Here is an 18,597-nt window from a genome sequence, read left to right on the forward strand (position 1 = left end):
TTCATAGGAGCATGATGTTAGCGCTATCAAGAACAATGATGGCGGAGGGGTGAAGCGCGATGGCCGTCTCGCTTGCGGGCATATTGCCGGACGATTGGCGGACGGGTCGCTTCCTCGGGCGGGTCGATCTGGGCGACGGCCCGGTGCCGGTGCTGATCGCAGATGGCGCGCTGTTCGACCTTACCCCGCATGTCGCAACCGTCGCTGGCGCAATCGACCGTGGCCTAACCAGCCCAGAATTCGGCAAGCGCATCGCCGACCTCGATGCCGCCGATCCGCAACTGCCCGACGGCGTCGCCCTGCTTGCCCCGATCGACCTGCAATGCATCAAGGCGGCCGGCGTCACCTTCGCGGTCTCGGCGATCGAACGCGTGATCGAGGAGCGCGCGCGCGGCGATGCGAGCAAGGCCGCCGAGATTCGCGGGCGACTGGAGGAGCGGATCGGTGGCGGCATCCGGTCGGTCGTGCCGGGTTCGGCCGAAGCAGCATCGCTCAAGGCCGCGTTGATCGAGGACGGCATGTGGTCGCAATATCTGGAGGTCGCGATCGGCCCGGATGCGGAGATCTTCACCAAGTCGCCGGTCCTGTCGGCGGTCGGCCATGACGCGCCGATCGGGGTGCGGTCGGATTCGAGCTGGAACAATCCCGAGCCCGAAATCGTGCTGGCGATATCGCGCCGGGGCGAGGCAGTCGGCGCGATGCTGGGCAACGACGTCAATTTGCGCGATTTCGAAGGGCGTTCGGCGCTGCTGCTGGGCAAGGCCAAGGACAATACAGCGTCCTGCGCGCTCGGGCCCTTCATCCGGCTGTTCGATGGCGGCTTCGCCATCGACGATGTGCGCAGCGCCGATGTCGCACTGACAATCGAGGGCACTGACGGCTTCCGTCTGGAAGGCGCGAGCCGGATGAGCGAGATCAGCCGCGACCCGCTGGAAATCGCGGCCCAGGCGATGAGCGAGCATCACTATCCCGACGGCTTCGTCCTGTTCCTCGGCACCCTTTTTGCGCCGACCCAGGACCGCGATGTGCCGGGCGGCGGTTTCACCCACAAGGTCGGCGATCGCGTGACAATCTCGTCATCGCGGCTTGGTACGCTCGCGAATACGGTGACGACGTCGAAAAATGCGCCCATATGGGAAATTGGAATCGGTGTTCTTGTTCGTGACCTTGCGCGTCGCGGGCTCGCCGACCGGATCTGAACTCTGAATTGCAGGAACTGCGCATCATGAAGCTGACCCACCTGATCAATGGCGAGCGCGTCGCGGTCGACACCCCGCTGGAGAGCCGCAATCCGTCGAACACGGACGAGGTCGTCGCGACCTTTGCTGCGGGCGATGCTGCGGTAGTCGATTCTGCGGTGCAGGCCGCCCGCGCCGCGCAGCCCGGCTGGGCCGCCGCGTCGCCCGAAGTGCGCGCCGACCTGCTCGACAAGGTCGCCGCGACGATCATGGCGCGCGCCGCCGAGCTGGGCGAACTGCTCGCGCGCGAAGAGGGAAAGACCCGCGCCGAGGGCATGGGCGAAGTAATGCGCGCCGCGCGCATCTTCCGCTATTTCGGGGGTGAGGCGCTGCGCCGTCACGGCCTGACGCTCGAATCGACGCGGCCGGGACTCGACGTCGCGACCTATCGCGAGGCGGTCGGCGTGGTCGGCCTGATCACGCCGTGGAACTTCCCGATCGCGATTCCGGCGTGGAAGGCTGCGCCCGCGCTCGCCTTCGGCAACACCGTCGTGATCAAGCCGGCCAACGTCACGCCGGCGGTCGCCAGCGCGCTCGCCGACATCATCCAGGAATGCGGCGCACCTCCCGGTGTGTTCAACATGGTATTGGGTCAGGGCGGCGTCGGGCAGGCGATCGTCGATCACCCGCATGTCGACGCGATCAGCTTTACCGGGTCGCAGGGCGTCGGCGCGAAGGTCGGCATGGCCGCAATGACGCGACAGGCGCGGGTGCAGCTCGAGATGGGCGGCAAGAACCCGCTGGTCGTGCTCGCCGACGCCGATCTCGACAAGGCGGTGGCGATCGCGCTCGACGGCGGCTTCTTCCAGACCGGGCAGCGCTGCACCGCGTCGAGCCGGGTGATCGTCGAGGATGCGATCCACGACCGCTTCGTCGCCGCGCTCGCCGAGCGTGCCAAGGCGCTCAAGGTCGGCCCGTCGCTGGCGGCCGACACCCAGGTCGGCCCGGCGTCGAGCGAGAGCCAGTTCGAGCAGAATCTGCGCTATGTCCGCAAGGCGATCGAAGAAGGCGGGCGCGTCGCCAGCGGCGGACCCGATCCGCTCAAGCTCGACACGCCTGGATACTTCATGGCCCCGACGCTGATCGCCGACACCGATCCCGACATGACGATCAACCGCGAGGAAGTGTTCGGCCCGGTCGTCTCGACCGTCCGCGCGAAGGACTACGAACATGCGCTGGAAATCGCCAATCAGGGCGAGTTCGGCCTGTCGTCGGGTATCGTCACCACCAGCCACAAGTACGCCCGCGATTTCCGCAAGCGGATCCGGGCGGGCATGGTGATGGTCAATCTGCCCACCGCCGGGGTCGACTATCATGTGCCGTTCGGCGGGACCCGCAAGTCGAGCTACGGCGCGCGCGAGCAGGGGTTCGCCGCAGTTGAATTCTACACCACCGTCAAGACGGTCTATTCGGGGGATTGACGTTGTTGCAGAAGTCCACCGGATCAGCCGCGATGCGCGCGATCTATCCCAGCCTGCGTGACCGGCATGTGCTGGTCACCGGCGGCGCGTCGGGGATCGGCGAAGGGCTGGTCGAGGCGTTCGTGGCGCAGGGCGCGCGGGTCAGCTTTGTCGACGTGCAACAGGATGCTGCCGCCGAATTGGTCGCGCGGCTCACGCCCGGCGCGAACCATGCGCCGCATTTCAGCACATGCGATGTCACGGATGTTGCAGCGCTGCAGGCTTGTCTCGCATCGACCATCGCCGAACGGGGTCCGGTGGATATCCTGTTGAACAATGCTGCGAGCGACGACCGCCACGGGATAGAAGAGGTCACGCCGGCCTATTGGGACGAACGGATGGCGGTGAACCTGCGCCATTTGTTCTTCGCGACGCAGGCGGTGGTTCCGGGGATGAAGGATGCCGGCCATGGCGTCATCATCAATTTCGGGTCGATCAGCTGGCATCTCGGTCTGCCCGACCTGACGCTGTACCAGACCGCCAAGGCAGCGATCGAGGGGCTGACCCGCAGCCTGGCGCGCGAGCTTGGCCCGCACGGCATCCGCGCCTGCACCATCGTCCCCGGCAACGTCCAGACGCCACGACAGGAGAAATGGTACACGCCCGAGGGCGAGGCCGAGATCGTGTCGGCACAGGCGCTGAAAGGGCGGATTCAGCCCGCCGATATCGCGGCGATGGCGACCTTCCTCGCCAGCGACGACGCACGCATGTGCACCGCGCATAATTATTGGGTGGATGCCGGATGGCGGTAAACGAACCACGAGTCGTCGCGCGACTGGGCGCGACATTGGGCGAAGGCCCGGTCTGGGATGCGCAGCGTGGCTGCCTGTGGTTCGTCGACATCAAGGGCAAGAAGCTCCACCGCTTCGACCCCCCGTCCGGTGCGCTGAGCAGCGCCGATGCGCCCGGCGAGATCGGCTGGGCGCTGCCCGCCGATAATGGCCGATTGCTGTGCGGTCTGCAGAATGGGCTGCACTGGTTCGACACCGAGACGCGCGCCTTCACCTTCTGGCGCGTGGTCGAGCCGACCCTGCCCGGCAATCGCCTCAACGACGCCTGCACCGACGCGCAGGGCCGCGTGTGGTTCGGGTCGATGGACAATGCCGAAAGCGCTACGACCGGACATTTCTACCGCCTCGATGCCGGGCAGCTCGACCGGGTCGGGCCGGGGCCGGTGAGCATCACCAACGGCCCGGCGGTGTCGCCCGCCGGGGATCGCATTTATTTCACCGACACGATTGGGCGGCGCATCTGGGTCGCGCCGCTGCATGACGACGGATCGCTCGGCGCGGTTCAGCCCTTTCTGACCTTCACCGGCGATGAAGGCTATCCCGACGGGTCGATCACCGATGTTGAGGGAAATGTCTGGGTCGGCTTCTTCGCCGGGCATGGCGCGCGCCGCTTCGATGCCGCCGGGCGCGAGATCGAGTTCGTCCGCCTGCCGGTCGCTAATGTGACCAAGCTGGCGTTCGGGGGCGATGGGCTCAAGACGCTCTACGCCACCACCGCCGCCAAGGGTCTGAGTGCGCAGGAGCGCGCGGCCCAGCCGCATGCCGGCGACCTGTTCGCGTTCGAGGCGAGCGTTCCCGGACACAAGCTCGCGCGGGCGCACGTCGCATGAAGCGCGCGGCGGTCCTGCTCGCCGCGACAATGCTTGCCCCCCTGCCCGCCGCCGCGCAACTCACGTTCAGCCCCGCCATCGGCGATCAGGGCGTGCTCCAGCGCGACAAGCCGATCATCGTCGAGGGTGCGGCCGCGCCCGGCGCGCGCCTGACCGTTACGCTCGGCGACACGATCGCGCAGGCGAAAGCCGGCAAGGACGGCCAGTGGCGCGCGACCCTCCCCGCGATGAAGGCGGGCGGGCCGTATGTGTTGCGCGCCGCGACGCTCGACGCTGCGGTCGAGGCGAAGGGCGTGATGGTCGGCGATGTCTGGCTGTGCTCGGGCCAGTCGAACATGGAATTTCCGGTCCGCCGCGCGCTCGATTTCGACAATCAGATGAACAGCGCCGCCGATCCGATGCTGCGCATGCTGACCGTGCCCAAGGCGACGGCGACCCAGCCGCGCCGCACATTCGGCGAACCGGCCAGCTGGCAGGCATCGACGCGCGAGACGGCGCCCGAATTCTCCGCCGCCTGCTGGTATATGGCGCGCGAGCTGCGCAAGGCCGAGCCGGGGGTCGCGATCGGCCTGATCGATGCGACCTGGGGCGGCACCGCGATCCGCGCCTGGCTCGATCCGGTCGCGACGCGCGCGATCTATGGCGCGGAGGACGCGGCGTTGCTCGCGCTGTACGACCGCGACCAACTCGCCGCGAACGTGCAATTCGCGCCGCGCTGGATCGACTGGTGGCGGTCACGAGAGAAGGTTGAGCCCTGGATTATGCCCGATGCGGTCCAATGGTCGCCGGTGCCCGGAATAGGGCCGTGGGATGGCCTCGGCGAAGCACCGCTGCGCGGCTTTACCGGCTGGGTCTGGTTCCGCCGCACGGTTACGCTGACGGCGGAACAGGCGAAAAGCGGCGGCACATTGTCGCTCGGCATCATCGACGATGGCGATCAGGCGTTCGTCAACGGCAAGCCGGTCGGCAACAGCTTTGGCTGGTCTAACCCGCGCGACTACGAGGTGCCGGGCAGCTATTGGAAAGCCGGCGCCAACGAAGTGCTGGTTGCGGTTTGGAACAGCTATGGCACCGGCGGCTTCATGGGTCCGGGAGAGCGACTGAAGCTGGCCCTCGCCGACGGGTCGAGCATCCCGCTGGGCGACCAGTGGCGCTACTGGATTTCGGCGGCCAAAGGCACGCCGCCGCGCCCGCCATGGGATACCATCGCGGGCCTTGGCCTGATCGGCAACGCGATGGTCGCACCGCTGGGCGGGATCGGGCTGCGCGGCGTCGCCTGGTATCAGGGTGAGAGCGATTCAGGGCAGACCGGCTATGACGTGCGGCTGCGCGGATTGATCGACGGCTATCGTCGCCAGTCGGGTGATCCCGCGCTGCCGGTGCTGGTGGTGGGCCTTGCGGGCTATGGCGCGCCGGGGGGCGACGCCGGTCGAGAGTGGCTGGGGCCGGCTGCGCGACGAACAGCGCCGCGCGGTCGCGACAACACCGGGAACGGCGCTGGTTTCGGCGATCGACCTGGGATCGCGCACCGATATCCATCCGGGGGACAAGAATGAGCTGGGCAAGCGCCTCGCCCGCGCGGCACTCGGCAAGCCGGGACCGCAGGCGGTGTCGGCACGGCGCGACGGCGGCGATGTGGTGGTGTCGTTCAGCGGGGTCGAGGGCGCGCTCACCAGCTGGAGCGGCGCGCCGATCGGATTCGAATTGTGCGCGCAGAGCTGTCGCTTTGCGGCCGCGCGGGTCGAGGGCGGCACGGTCCGGGTGCTGCGCGATGGGCAGCCGGTGACGCGGGTGCGCTATGCCTGGGCCGATACGCCGGTGGTGAATCTGTACGACGTGGCGAACATGACGCCGACCTCGTTCGAATTGGTTGTGGAGTAGACTAAATCCTCCCCGGAACGGGGAGGTGGCAGCGCGCAGCGCTGACGGAGAGGGCCCTCCTCCAAGCGAGGCGCTTGCCTCGGGCCCCCTCCACCAGCTTCGCTGGTCCCCCTCCCCGTTCCGGGGAGGATTTTGACCCTCAATGATTATGCCGCGGCAGCGTCTTCGACGTTTGGCGATACTCCAGCGCGAACTCCAGCACGGCACCTTCGCCCAGCTGCCCGGTCTTTTCGCGCGCCAACTGTTCCCATGGTGTGTTGCTCGCCGGAACCTCCGGCAGCCCATCGCCCTTGCGCCGCTCGATCTCCTCGGGCGCGACCAGCATGTCGCAACGGCGGGTGTTGAGGTCGATGCGGATCGTGTCACCGGTGCGCAGCCACGCCAGCCCACCGCCCGCCGCGCTTTCGGGCGAGGCGTTGAGGATCGACGGGCTGTCGGACGTCCCGGACTGACGGCCATCGCCGAGCGTCGGCAGCCAGTTCACGCCAGCACGGATCAGCGCGTCGGGCGGCTGCATGTTGACCACCTCCGCCGAACCCGGCCAGCCGAGCACGCCGGATGAGCGCATCACCAATATGCAATCCGCGTCGATGTCGAGCGCGGGATCGTTGATGCGATGGTGATAATCGTCCGACCCGTCGAACACGATTGCCCGCGCCTCGAACACATTCTCCGCGCCCGGCCGCGAAAGATAGCGGCGTCGGAATTCCGGCGAGATCACCGACGTCTTCATGATCGCGAAGTCGAACAGGTTTCCGCTCAGCACGAGGAAGCCAGCATTCTCTTGCAACGGCTCCGCGAACCGGCGGATCACCTCGCGGTCGCTGGCTTCGTTATCCTTCAGGTTTTCCGCAATGCTGCGCCCGGTGACGGTCAGGCAATCGCCGTGCAGCTTCCCCCGCCTGCAGCAATTCCCACATGGCCGCGGGCACCCCGCCCGCGCGGTGGAAGCGCTCACCTAGATATTTGCCCGCTGGCTGCATGTTGACCAGCAGCGGCAGGTGATAGCCATGGTCGTACCAGACCTCCGGCTCCAGCTCGATCCCCGCATGGCGCGCCATCGCGACGATATGCGGCTGGGCATTGGACGATCCGCCGCAGACGGTGACCGTGGCGATGGCGTTGAGGAACGCCTCGCGCGTCAGGATCTTCGACGGGCGCAGGTCTTCGCGCACCATCTCGACGATGCGCTGGCCCGTGCGATAGGCGATCTGCCCGCGCTCACGATAGGGCGCCGGGATCGCCGCGCAGCCGGTGAGCGACAGGCCGAGCGCTTCGGCGACGGCGTTCATGGTCGATGCCGTGCCCATCGAATTGCAATGCCCGGCCGACGGCGCACTGCTGGTCGCGCGGCGCAGAAATTCCGCCTCGTCGATCTCGCCCGCAGCCAATGCGCGGCGGCTGCGCCATATAACGGTGCCCGACCCCACCAGCTCGCCCTCATGCCAGCCATCGAGCATCGGCCCACCCGACAGGACGATGGCGGGAATGTCGACGGTCGTCGCCGCCATCACCTGGCTCGGTGTGGTCTTGTCGCAGCCGGTGGTCAGCACCACCCCGTCGATCGGATAGCCATTGAGCAGTTCGACCAGACCGAGATAGGCAAGGTTGCGGTCGAGCGCCGCAGTCGGCCTGCGGCAATTTTCGAAGATCGGATGGACCGGAAATTCGATCGGGATGCCGCCCGCGTCGCGGATGCCATCGCGCACGCGCTTCGCAAGGTCGAGGTGGATGCGGTTGCAGGGGCTGAGGTCGCTGCCCGATTGCGCGATGCCGATGATCGGCTTGCCCGACTGGAGCTCCTCGGGGGTAACGCCATAATTCATGAATCGCTCGAGATAGAGCGCGGTCATGTCCCAGCGGTCGGGATTGTCGAACCAGTCGCGCGACCGCAGCCGCACGGGGAAATCGTCAGGCATCGGGACTCCGTTTGGGCGCGGCGCGGCGGGCCAGGGTTGGCGCCGAGTCCGAATCGCGGCGGACCAACGTATAGGGCAAGGTCTTCTGCTCGACCTCCAGCGGCTCTCCGTTGCGCTTGGCCTTGAGGATGCGCACCGCCGCAGACACCGCCCAGGCAGTCATGCCGCGGATCGGCTGGCGCACCGTGGTCAGCTCGGGCCAGATCGTGCTCGCCATCGCCGTATCGTCGAAGCCGCACACGGTGATGTCGTTGGGCACGTCGAGGTGCAGCCGGTGCGCGACTGCGACGGTCGCCGCCGCCATATCGTCGTTCGACGCGAAGATCGCGGTGGGGCGCGGATCGACCGAGATCAGCCGCTCCGACGCCTGCATGCCTGAGCGATAGGTGAAGCGGCCCTGCGCGATCAGCTCTTCGCGCACCGGGATGCCGGCAGCTTCGAGCGCGGCCTTGTAGCCGTTGAGACGGCGGCCGCTCGACACCTGTTCGGGGTTCCCGATGATGAAGCCGATGCGATTATGGCCAAGGTCGATGATGTGCCGCGTCATGTCATAGGCGGCCTGGAAATCGTCGATCAGCACTGCGGCATGCGAACCGCTCGCCTTGCCCGGCCCGACCGCGATGGCGACGGCCCCGGCGTCGGTGATCAGGTCGAGCACACTCTGGTCGTCGCACAAGGGCGGGGGCAGGATGAAGCCCTTGATCCCGCCGTCGATCAGGTGATGGACCAGCGACTTGGCCTCGGCGACATTCTCGCAATTCTGGACGACGAGGTGGATGTCGGCGCGGCTCGCCTCTTCCAGCGCGCCCATCAGGAATTCGCTGAGGTAGGACGCCGAGGGATTGTCGAACATCAGCGCGATGCGCAGCTGCTCGCCGCCCGCCAGGCTGCGCGCGGCGCGGTTGGGCGCGAAGTTCAATTTGGCGATCGCGGCCAGCACCTGTTCGCGCGTATTTTCGCGGACATTGCCCTCGCCGTTGATCACCCGGCTCACCGTCATCGGCGAGCATTGTGCCTCCGCCGCGACATCGGCGATGGTGGGAGCGCCACCACGGCGGCGCGACGAACGAGGCTTGGCGGATGCAGGTGGGGCCATGGTCACGGCACATACGCCCCGTTTGCCTCTCGCAGCAAGCGCAGCGTGACCTGATTTGGGAGCGCAATCATTCGCCCGGTGCCTCAGGGAAGCTCTGCGCCTGATACCAGCTCAGCGGATGCGGCGGCGCGGCATGGCCTGCCGGCAAGGCGCGGCCGGACGTGGCGGACCAGTAAGCGAGGCTGGCGTCGCGCCACCATTGCGCCTCCTCCACCTGGATCTTCAGGAAATCGGCGACTGGGCGATGACGTTCGGCGTCGACGTGAGGCGCGAGCGTTGCCCAGGTCGCGCGCATCCGCTCGACCGTCGCGACGCCACGGTCGTAGCGGCGTGGCAACTCCTCCCACAAGGTGCGTCCGGTGCTCAGCCGATGATCCCACGGCACCCGGCGAAACCACAGCAGCAGTTCCTCGTCCGCGAGCAGCCGCTTGGCGACATCCGGCGCATATTGGGCGAGCGCGTCGCTGCCCGTCTTCGTCCGGTCGAATCCGATCCCGTCGCGATCGGCGCGATGGAAATAGACCGGGTTCCATTCGGGCCGGGCGAGGTCGGAAACCCATGGCGCAGGGCCATAATGATGGCCGGTGCCCATGACATGCGCGAGTCCCAGCGGGGTCATGTAGTCGACCACGGCCTCACGGCTGCCCAGCATCATCGGCACCACGGCGTTCAGGAAGGCGGTATCGCGGCTGAAGGTCTGCGCCGCCCATTCGCGGGCGATGGTCTCGCTTGGCAATTGGGGGTTCCATGCCAGTCGTCCAAAGGCGTACCAGTTGGCCTGATCGAAATGGGAGCCCGTCCAGTTGCGATCGCTGCCGGTGTTGGCGACCCCGGCGATCACGCTGACCGTCTGAGCGACGCTGCCGCTGCGGCCGGTATCGGCGTCGAGCGCCTCCTCGAACAACGGCGCGAGGAAGGCGAGGTGCGAGGCGAAGCCGAGATATTCCTTTGTGATCTGCAGCTCCAGACTCAGCCGCGTCCTCGGCATCGCGCCGAACAGCGGATGGAACGGCTCGCGCGGCTGGAAGTCGATGGGGCCGTTCTTGACCTGCACCACGACATTCTGCGCGAACTTGCCGTCGAGCGGCTGGAACTCGGTGAACGCCTGTTTCGCCCGATCCTCCTTGTTCTCGGCGGCATAGACAAAGGCGCGCCAGATCACGACGCCGCGCTCGCCGATCGCCTCGGCCAGCATATTCGCGCCATCGGCATGGCTGCGGCCATAATCCTGCGGACCAGGCTGGCCTTCCGAATTGGCCTTCACCAGAAAGCCGCCGAAATCCGGGATTGCGGCGTAGATCTCGTCGGCCTTCGCCTTCCACCAGGCGCGCACCGCCGGATCGAGTGGGTCGGCGGTCTTGAGTCCACCGATGTCGCGCGGCGCGGAAAAGCGCGCGGAAAGATAGATGCGGATGCCCCAGGGCCGGAACGTGTCGGCCAGCGCCTTGACCTTCGCGATGTAGCGCGGCTCCAGCATCATCGCGCGGGCGTTGACGTTGTTGATGACAGTGGCGTTGATCCCGATCGAGGCGTTGGCGCGCGCATAATCGGTCATCCGTGCATCGACATGGCCGGGCAGATGCCACCAGTCGAAGATCGATCGCCCGGCATAGCCGCGCTCGACATGCCCGTCGGGATTGTCCCAATGGTTGAGCATGCGCAGGTCATAGGCCGGGCTTTCGTCGCGCCGGATCGCGGTAAGCGGCTTGCCCTGCCCCAGCTCGCGCAGCAGCGCGAAGGCCCCGTAGAGCAGTCCGGTGTCGCTCGCGGCGGTAATCTGCGCGCCGTTGATGCTGAATGCGCCGGCGCGCTGACCCGGTGTCGCGACCTTGCGGAGGGTGATCGCGGGTGCAAGCCGCAACTCGCCAAGGCCGCGCTGCAACTCGTCGCGCGCCAGTCGCGCAGTCGGCGAATCGCTTCCGACCAGTGTGACGCTCGCGCGTCTTTGCTGCGCAACATCGGTAAGCGGTGCGTTGCGCAGCCAGAGGCGATATCCGTCTTCCGCGCGCGCAGCACCGCCCGTCCCGAACGACGCTGCGATCAGCAACAGGGCGCATAGTCGCGCGATCATCATCCTCACCCTTTCGCCGCGCGCCGATCCGATTGCTGGTCGGTCGCGGGTTGACAAGCTCAACCGCCTCATATCATGTTAGCGCTAACAATAAAGACCGTATTGCGGTCGCGACGGGAGAGTTCGGGATGCGAAAGGCTTGGGTCGCCCTGTTGCTGGCGAGCGCATTGGTGACGCCCGCAGTGCTGGCCAACCCACCCGCCTCCACCGCTCAAGCCGGTGCGCAACGCCCCCCGACCGATGCACCCTATCGCAATGCGAAGCTCCCGCTCGAAGCGCGCGTCGCCGACCTGCTGGCGCGGATGACGCTGGAGGAGAAGATCGCCCAGATCACCTCGGTCTGGGATACCAAGGTCGAGATCCAGGATTCGCAGGACCGGTTCGACCCCGCCAAGGCAAAGGCGAAACATCCGCACGGCATCGGCCAGCTCGCCCGCCCGTCCGACCGCAAGGGGCCTGCATCGCCGCGCGTCACCCCGCCACGCAGCATCGCCGACAGCATCGCGTACGTAAACGCGATCCAGAAATGGGCCGTCGAGGATACGCGGCTCGGCATCCCGGTGCTGTTCCATGAGGAAGCGCTGCACGGCCTCGCCGCGCAGGATGCGACCAGCTACCCGCAGGCGATCGGGCTTGCCTCGACCTGGGATCCCGACCTGATCCGCGACATCAACGCCGCCATCGCGCGCGAGGTGCGGGCGCGCGGCGTGCATCTCGTGCTTTCCCCGGTCGTCGATGTCGCGCGCGACCCGCGCTGGGGGCGGATCGAGGAGACGTTCGGCGAGGACCCGCACCTCGTGTCCGAAATGGGTGTCGCGGCGGTCGAGGGGCTGCAGGGCACCAACCGCGCGCGCATACTCGGCCCGGGCAAGGTATTCGCGACGCTCAAGCACATGACGGGACACGGCCAGCCGGAGAGCGGCACCAATATCGGCCCCGCCCCGATCGCTGAACGCACGCTGCGCGAGATTTTCTTCCCGCCATTCGAAGCGGTCGTCACCCGCACCGGGGTCGAAGCGGTGATGGCGAGCTATAACGAGATCGACGGCGTGCCGAGCCATGCGAGCAAATGGCTGCTGGGCGATGTGCTGCGCGGCGAGTGGAAATTTCCCGGCGCGGTGGTCAGCGATTACTACGCGATCGAACAGATGGTCGGCATCCACCGCATCGCGGGGTCGAACGCCGAAGCGGCCAATCGTGCACTCGCCGCCGGGGTCGATAGCGAGCTGCCCAACGCGACCGCCTATTCGACGCTGATCGACGCAGTGCGCAAGGGCGAGGTCAGCCAGTCGGCGATCGACACCGCCGCCGCGCGGATGCTGAGCATCAAATTCCGTGCAGGGCTGTTCGAAAATCCCTACGCGAAGCTGGCGGATACGAAGATCAACCACAGCCCGGAATCAGTGGCACTCGCACGCAAGGCCGCGGCGAAGTCGTTCGTGCTGCTCAAGAACGAAGGCGCCGCGCTTCCGCTGTCGCTCGACGCGCCACAGACGATCGCGGTGATCGGACCCAATGCCGATGTCGCTCGCCTCGGCGGCTATTACGGCATCCCGCCCGAGACGGTCTCGCCACTCGCGGGGATCCGCGCATTGGTCGGTGACAGGGCCAGAATCGTCCATGCCGAGGGTGTGAAGATCACCGAAAATGACGATTGGTGGGCGGACGAGGTCAAGCTCGCCGACCCCGCCGCGAACCGCCAGCGCATCGCGCAGGCGGTGGAGGCGGCGCGCGGCGCGGACACGATCCTGTTGTTCATCGGCGATACCGAACAGACCAGCCGCGAGGCCTGGGCCGATGCGCATCTGGGCGACCGGGCCAGCCTCGATCTGGTCGGCGAGCAGATCGAACTGTTCGACGCGATGAAGGCGCTGGGCAAGAAGCTGGTCGTCGTGCTCGTCAACGGCCGCCCGCCTTCCTATCCGAAGATCGCCGAGCAGGCCGATGCGATCCTCGAAACCTGGTATGGCGGCGAGCAGCAGGGTCATGCCATCGCCGATACGCTGTTCGGCCGGGCCAACCCCGGCGGCAAGCTGCCGGTGACCGTCGCGCGCCATGTCGGGCAGCTGCCGATGACCTACAACGTCAAGCCGAGTGCACAGCGCGGCTATCTGTTCGACACGACCCAGCCGCTCTACCCGTTCGGCTATGGGCTCAGCTACACGCGCTTCAGCTTGTCCGCCCCGCGCCTGTCGGCCCCGTCGATCAAGGCAGGCGACAGCGTCGATGTGCTGGTCGACGTCACCAACAGCGGCGCGCGCGAGGGCGACGAGGTGGTGCAAGTCTATCTGCGCGACAAGGTCGCCAGCGTCACCCGCCCGGTCAAGGAGCTCAAGGCGTTTCGCCGCGTGACGCTCAAGCCCGGCGAGACGCGGACGGTGAAGCTGACGCTCGCTCCCGACGCCTTCCGGATCTGGAATATCGACATGAAGCGGGTGATCGAACCCGGGGAGTTCGACATCATGACCGGCGGTGATTCCGCGACGCTGCAAACCGTGACGCTGAAGGTGACCCCATGAACCGCCGCGCCGCGCTCCGCCTGCTGGGCCAAGCCTCCGCCGCCACCGTCGCGGTCAGCTTCGCCCCCGCCGCGCACGCACTCGCCGCGCCGCTCTACAAGGATGCGCGCGCGCCGGTCCCCGCGCGCGTCGCCGACCTGCTCGGACGGATGACGCTGGAGGAGAAGGTCGGCCAGATGATCGCCATCTGGGCGCGCAAGGCCGAGGTGATCGACGATCTCGCCTTCAATCCGGCCAAGGCGAGCGCCGCCTATCCCAACGGCATCGGCCATGTCACCCGCCCGTCGGACAAGCGCGGCGTGCCCGGCATCACCGGGGCGTCGGGCGGCACCGCCGCGCGCTGGCGCACCCCGCGCCAGACGGTCGAGTTCATCAACGCGGTGCAGCGCTGGGCGCTTCACGACACGCGGCTCGGCATCCCGGTGCTGTTCCATGAGGAATCGCTGCACGGCTACATGGCGACCGACGCGACGATGTTCCCGCAGGCGATCGGCCTCGCCGGTGCATTCGACCGCGATCTGATGCGGCGCGTACAATCGGTGATCGCGCGCGAGACGCGGGCGCGCGGCGTGCCTTACGTCCTCTCCCCTGTGGTCGATATCGTCCGCGACCCGCGCTGGGGGCGGATCGAGGAGACGTTCGGCGAATGCCCCTATCTGGTCGGCGAGTTGGGTGTTGCGGCGGTCGAGGGGCTGCAAGGGCCGGGCAAGTTCGACAAGCTCGCCGATGGCAAGGTCTATGCGACGCTCAAGCACATGACCGGCCATGGCCAGCCCGAGAGCGGCAACAATGTCGCCCCCGCGCAGCTGTCCGAGCGTGAGCTGCGCGAATATTTCTTCCCGCCGTTTCGCGAGATCGTGAAGCGCACGTCGATCGGCGCGGTGATGCCGAGCTATAACGAGATCGACGGGGTGCCGAGCCACGCCAACACCTGGCTGCTCGGCGATGTGCTGCGCGGCGAATGGGGCTTCGACGGGCTGATTGCGAGCGATTATGGCGCGGTCAACGAACTCGACAGCATCCATCATGTCGCGGCCGACCTCGCCGAAACCGCACGGCTGGCGCTAGCCGCGGGCGTGGACAGCGAATTGCCCGACGGCATGGCGTACCGCACGCTGGTGGACCAGGTGCGCGCGGGCAAGGTCGAGGTCAGCGCAATCGACCGCGCCGTCGCGCGCATGCTGACGCTCAAGTTCCGCGCCGGATTGTTCGAAAACCCCTATGGCGACGTTGCGCTGGCCGAACGCATCACCGGCAACGCCGAGGCCCGCGCGCTGGCACTGGAGGCCGCGCGCAAATCGCTGTGCCTGCTCACCAATGACGGCACGCTTCCGCTGGCCGAGGACAAGGTGCGCAAGTTGGCGGTGATCGGCCCCAACCACGCCATCGCGCGGCTCGGCGGCTATTCGAGCGTGCCGAAGCAGACGGTCAGCCTGATCCAGGGGCTGCGCGCATTGGTCGGCGACAAGGTCGAATTGCTCACTGCGCAGGGCGTGTTCATCACCCGCAGCGAGGATCGCTCCGAAAGCAATGTCCAGCTCGCCGATCCGGCGAAGAACCGCGAACTGATCGCGCAGGCGGTCGAGGTGGCGAAGGGCGCGGACGCGATTGTCCTCGCCATTGGCGACACCGAACAGACCAGCCGCGAGGGGTTCGCGAAAACCCATCTCGGCGACCGCACCAGCGTCGATATCGTCGGCGAGCAGAATGAACTGGTCGCGGCGATGGCGGCGCTCGGCAAGCCGCTGGTGATCGCCGCGATCAACGGTCGCCCGCCAAGCTGGCCGGCGGTGATCGGCAAGGCCAACGCCGTGCTCGAATGCTGGTATCCCGGGCAGGAGGGCGGCACCGCGATGGCCGAGGCGCTGTTCGGCCGGGTCAATCCGGGTGCCAAGCTGCCGGTCACCGTGATCCGCGACGCGGGGCAGGTTCCGTCCTTCTACAACCACAAGCCATCGGCGCGGCGCGGGTACCTGTTCGCCGACAAGTCCCCCCTGTTCCCGTTCGGTCATGGGCTGAGCTACACGACATTCGCGATCGGCGCGCCGATCCTGTCCGCCGCGACGATGAAGCGCGATGGCCAAGTCAGCGTATCGGTCGAGGTCCGCAACACCGGCGCGCGCGCGGGCGACGAGGTAGTGCAGCTCTATATCAGCCGCCGCACCGCATCGGTCACCCAGCCGGTGTTGCAGCTCAAGGGGTTTGAGCGGGTGACATTGGCCCCCGGCGAGGGCGCGGACCGTGCGGTTCGACCTGCCCGCCGAAACCTTTGTCCTGTGGGACGCGAACATGCGCGAGATCGTCGAGGTTGGCGAGGTTGACATCGGTGTCGGAAACAGCTCCGCATCGCTTCAGTCGACCCTGCTCACCATCGTCTGAGGATCATCGCAACATGCCCAGAATCGTTTCCGCGCGCGTCATCGTCACCTGCCCCGGTCGCAACTTCGTCACGCTCAAGATCGAATGCGACGATGGGACCACGGGTCTGGGCGACGCGACGCTCAACGGACGCGAGCTGTCGGTGGCGAGCTATCTGACCGATCACGTCATCCCCTGCCTGATCGGCCGCGACGCGCACCGGATCGAGGATATCTGGGAGTATCTCTACAAGGGCGCGTACTGGCGGCGCGGCCCGGTGACGATGAGCGCGATCGCTGCGGTCGATACTGCGCTCTGGGACATCAAGGGCAAGATCGCTGGCCTGCCGCTCTATCAGCTGCTCGGTGGCGCGGTTCGGGAGGGGTGCATGGTCTATGGCCATGCCAATGGCGCGACGATCGAGGAGACGGTCGAGGCAGCGCTCGACTATCAGCGTCAGGGGTACAAGGCCATCCGGCTGCAATCAGGCGTCCCTGGCCTTGCCTCGACCTATGGCGTCAGCAAGGACCGCTATTTCTACGAACCCGCCGACGCCGATCTGCCGACCGAGAATGTCTGGTCGAGCGAGAAATATCTCCGCTCGGTCCCGCCGTTATTCGCTGCGGCGCGCGAGGCGCTGGGGTGGGACGTGCATTTGCTGCACGACGTCCATCACCGGCTGACCCCGATCGAGGCGGGGCGGCTCGGCAAGGATCTGGAGCCCTATCGCCCCTTCTGGATCGAGGATTCGACCCCGGCGGAGAACCAGGCCAATTTTCGCCTGATCCGCCAGCACACCACCACCCCGCTCGCGGTGGGTGAGATCTTCAATTCGATCTGGGACTGCAAGACCCTGATCGAGGAACAGCTGATCGACTATATCCGCGCGACCGTGGTCCATGCCGGCGGCATCACCCATCTGCGCCGGATCGCTGCGTTCGCCGACCTGCACAATGTCCGCACCGGATGCCATGGCGCGACAGATTTGTCGCCGGTGTGCATGGCCGCCGCCCTGCATTTCGGCCTGTCGGTGCCCAATTTCGGGGTGCAGGAATATATGCGCCACACCGACGAGACCGATGCGGTGTTCCCGCATGCCTACAGCTTCGCCGATGGCCTGATGCACCCCGGCGATGCGCCGGGTCTGGGCGTCGAACTCGACGAGAGCCTGGCCGCCACCTTCCCCTACAAGCGTGCCTATCTGCCGGTGAACCGGCGCGAGGATGGCACGATGCACGACTGGTAACCACAAGGAGCCCCGATGACCCCGAACCGCCGCCAGACGCTCGCCGGCCTCGCCGCGCTCCCGCTCGTCGCCACGACCTCTGCGGGCGCGAGCATCCCGCCGCCGGGTATCGACGCGGTGGCACAGCGCAAGGGACGGCGGTTCGGTACTGCCGTCGCCTGGGCACCGCCGGGTGCTGACCGGGGGTCGTTCAACAATCCCGAATATGCCGCGATCGTTGAGCGCGAATGCGGTGTGATCGTCGCCGAGAATGAAATGAAATGGCAGGCGCTCCGCCCCTCGCCCAGCGAATATCGCTTCGACCGGTTCGACGCGATGGTCGCCTGGGCACGCAGCAAGAACCTGGATGTGCGCGGGCACACCTTGCTCTGGGCGCGCCCAAAATGGTTTCCGAACTGGCTCAACGACCATGACTTCGGGTCGTCGCCCAGGGCTGCGGCAGAGAAGATCCTGACCGATCACGTCCAGACGGTGATGCGCCGCTACAAGGACTCGATTTCCAGCTGGGACGTGGTCAATGAGGCGGTCGATCCCGAGACTTCAGGCCTTGTCGAAACCTCGCTGTCCAGGGCAATGGGCGGCGTCGAACCATTGCTCGATCTCGCCTTCCACACCGCGCGCGCGGAAATGCCGAACGCGGAGCTGGTCTATAACGACTATATGAGCTGGGAGCCCGGCAACGAGAAGCACCGTGCCGGCGTGCTCAAGTTGCTCGAAGGCTTCCGCAAACGGAACGTTCCGGTCGATGCGCTGGGCATCCAGAGCCATATCGAGATGTTCAAGCTCGACCCCGCCACCGGCCTCGGCCCGCGTCAGGAAACCGAATGGCGCAAGTTCGTCGATGAGGCGGTGGGCATGGGCTATCGCCTCGTGATCACCGAACTCGACGTCAAGGACAACGCGCTGCCCGGCGATCCGGCGCAGCGCGACGCGGGCGTCGTCGCGTATTTGCGTGCCTATATGGAGCTGATGCTGTCCTACCCTCAGCTGCGCGACGTGCTCGCCTGGGGCATGGTCGACAAATATAGCTGGCTGCAGGGTTTTGCGCCGCGCAAGGACGGGCTGCCGCAGCGCTGCTGCCCCTATGACAGCAGCTTCCGCGCCAAGCCAATGCGGCACGAGCTTGCGCGCCTTTACGCCGAGGCCAAGCCGATCGCGTAACGACACGAGGCGGCTCCGTTGCGGCGG

The 18,597-nt window shown here is 66.9% G+C and carries 11 protein-coding genes and 2 pseudogenes; 10 read left to right on the plus strand and 3 right to left on the minus strand.

Annotation, left to right across the window (positions count from 1 at the left end; genetic code table 11):
• Positions 1-59: 59 nt before the first annotated feature.
• The 6 genes from LRS12_RS04530 to LRS12_RS04555 are packed head-to-tail and all read left to right on the plus strand — an operon-like array spanning position 60 to position 6,200.
• Positions 60-1,199 (plus strand): fumarylacetoacetate hydrolase family protein, encoded by a 1,140-nt coding sequence (locus tag LRS12_RS04530; protein ID WP_257843525.1) that lies wholly within the window; start codon positions 60-62, stop codon positions 1,197-1,199.
• A gap of 26 nt (positions 1,200-1,225) precedes the next feature.
• Complete coding sequence (locus LRS12_RS04535; RefSeq protein ID WP_257843526.1) at positions 1,226-2,659, plus strand: aldehyde dehydrogenase family protein; 1,434 nt, start codon at positions 1,226-1,228, stop codon at positions 2,657-2,659.
• A gap of 32 nt (positions 2,660-2,691) precedes the next feature.
• Positions 2,692-3,450 carry an SDR family NAD(P)-dependent oxidoreductase gene (locus LRS12_RS04540; RefSeq protein ID WP_257843527.1) on the plus strand — a complete coding sequence of 253 codons (759 nt, stop codon included), beginning with the start codon at positions 2,692-2,694 and terminating at the stop codon, positions 3,448-3,450.
• A complete protein-coding gene (locus tag LRS12_RS04545; RefSeq protein ID WP_257843528.1) occupies positions 3,441-4,319 on the plus strand; it encodes an SMP-30/gluconolactonase/LRE family protein in 879 nt (292 codons plus the stop codon). Before LRS12_RS04540 ends, LRS12_RS04545 begins: the two co-directional genes overlap by 10 nt.
• On the plus strand, positions 4,316-5,875 hold the full coding sequence (locus LRS12_RS04550) for a sialate O-acetylesterase (RefSeq protein WP_257843529.1): 1,560 nt from the start codon (positions 4,316-4,318) through the stop codon (positions 5,873-5,875). Before LRS12_RS04545 ends, LRS12_RS04550 begins: the two co-directional genes overlap by 4 nt.
• Before the next feature lie 52 nt (positions 5,876-5,927).
• Entirely contained in the window at positions 5,928-6,200 is a 273-nt protein-coding gene (locus tag LRS12_RS04555; RefSeq protein ID WP_257843530.1) for a hypothetical protein, read from the plus strand.
• Positions 6,201-6,339: 139 nt separating this feature from the next.
• Here LRS12_RS04555 and LRS12_RS04560 read toward each other — a convergent pair.
• The 3 genes and pseudogenes from LRS12_RS04560 to LRS12_RS04570 all read right to left on the minus strand — a co-directional run bounded on the left by LRS12_RS04560 (position 6,340) and on the right by LRS12_RS04570 (position 11,286).
• Positions 6,340-8,119: pseudogene (locus LRS12_RS04560) on the minus strand (IlvD/Edd family dehydratase).
• Entirely contained in the window at positions 8,112-9,215 is a 1,104-nt protein-coding gene (locus LRS12_RS04565) for a LacI family DNA-binding transcriptional regulator (protein WP_257843531.1), read from the minus strand. Before LRS12_RS04565 ends, LRS12_RS04560 begins: the two are co-directional and overlap by 8 nt.
• Before the next feature lie 67 nt (positions 9,216-9,282).
• The gene (locus tag LRS12_RS04570) at positions 9,283-11,286 is read right to left on the minus strand and encodes an alpha-glucuronidase (protein WP_257845428.1); all 2,004 of its coding nucleotides are present in this window, start codon (positions 11,284-11,286) and stop codon (positions 9,283-9,285) included.
• 128 nt (positions 11,287-11,414) lie between these two features.
• Here LRS12_RS04570 and LRS12_RS04575 point away from each other — a divergent pair, with 128 nt between their 5' ends.
• The 4 genes and pseudogenes from LRS12_RS04575 to LRS12_RS04590 all read left to right on the plus strand — a co-directional run bounded on the left by LRS12_RS04575 (position 11,415) and on the right by LRS12_RS04590 (position 18,570).
• Positions 11,415-13,805 carry a glycoside hydrolase family 3 N-terminal domain-containing protein gene (locus LRS12_RS04575; protein WP_257843532.1) on the plus strand — a complete coding sequence of 797 codons (2,391 nt, stop codon included), beginning with the start codon at positions 11,415-11,417 and terminating at the stop codon, positions 13,803-13,805.
• Positions 13,802-16,184: pseudogene (locus LRS12_RS04580) on the plus strand (glycoside hydrolase family 3 N-terminal domain-containing protein). The gene LRS12_RS04575 and the pseudogene LRS12_RS04580 overlap by 4 nt, the downstream one beginning before the upstream one ends.
• Positions 16,185-16,197: 13 nt before the next feature.
• Positions 16,198-17,409 carry a D-mannonate dehydratase ManD gene (gene manD, locus LRS12_RS04585; protein ID WP_257843533.1) on the plus strand — a complete coding sequence of 404 codons (1,212 nt, stop codon included), beginning with the start codon at positions 16,198-16,200 and terminating at the stop codon, positions 17,407-17,409.
• A gap of 15 nt (positions 17,410-17,424) precedes the next feature.
• The gene (locus tag LRS12_RS04590; protein ID WP_257843534.1) at positions 17,425-18,570 is read left to right on the plus strand and encodes an endo-1,4-beta-xylanase; all 1,146 of its coding nucleotides are present in this window, start codon (positions 17,425-17,427) and stop codon (positions 18,568-18,570) included.
• The last annotated feature ends 27 nt before the right edge of the window (positions 18,571-18,597 follow it).

This window comes from Sphingomonas sp. J344 (assembly GCF_024700005.1).
Lineage (GTDB): Bacteria > Pseudomonadota > Alphaproteobacteria > Sphingomonadales > Sphingomonadaceae > Sphingomonas.